Raw genomic sequence first — 223 nt, 5'->3', positions numbered from 1 at the left:
GACGAATACTAATAGATCGAGGACTTAATCATATAAATATGAAGCAAGTGTTATCTAGTTTTGAGAGAATATAAAAAAACTTGTTGACTTTTTTAGTGAATCAAGTATAATGATGATTGTCTCAAATGAATATAGTCTGGTAATGATGGCAGAGAGGTCACACCCGTTCCCATACCGAACACGGAAGTTAAGCTCTCTAGCGCCGATGGTAGTTGGGACTTTG

The 223-nt window shown here is 36.8% G+C and carries 1 rRNA gene; it reads left to right on the top strand.

From position 1 onward, the window contains the following. Window positions 1–135: 135 nt before the first annotated feature. Window positions 136–223: ribosomal RNA gene (rrf, locus tag MR076_RS26225) — 5S ribosomal RNA — on the top strand; the annotation flags it as partial.

Origin of the sequence: Bacillus cereus group sp. BfR-BA-01380, from assembly GCF_022663535.1 — a bacterium.
In the GTDB taxonomy this organism is placed as follows: Bacteria; Bacillota; Bacilli; order Bacillales; family Bacillaceae_G; genus Bacillus_A; species Bacillus_A cereus_BB.
The sequence above is the reverse complement of the archived record's forward strand: the minus strand, read 5'-3'. Positions and strand labels throughout refer to the sequence as shown.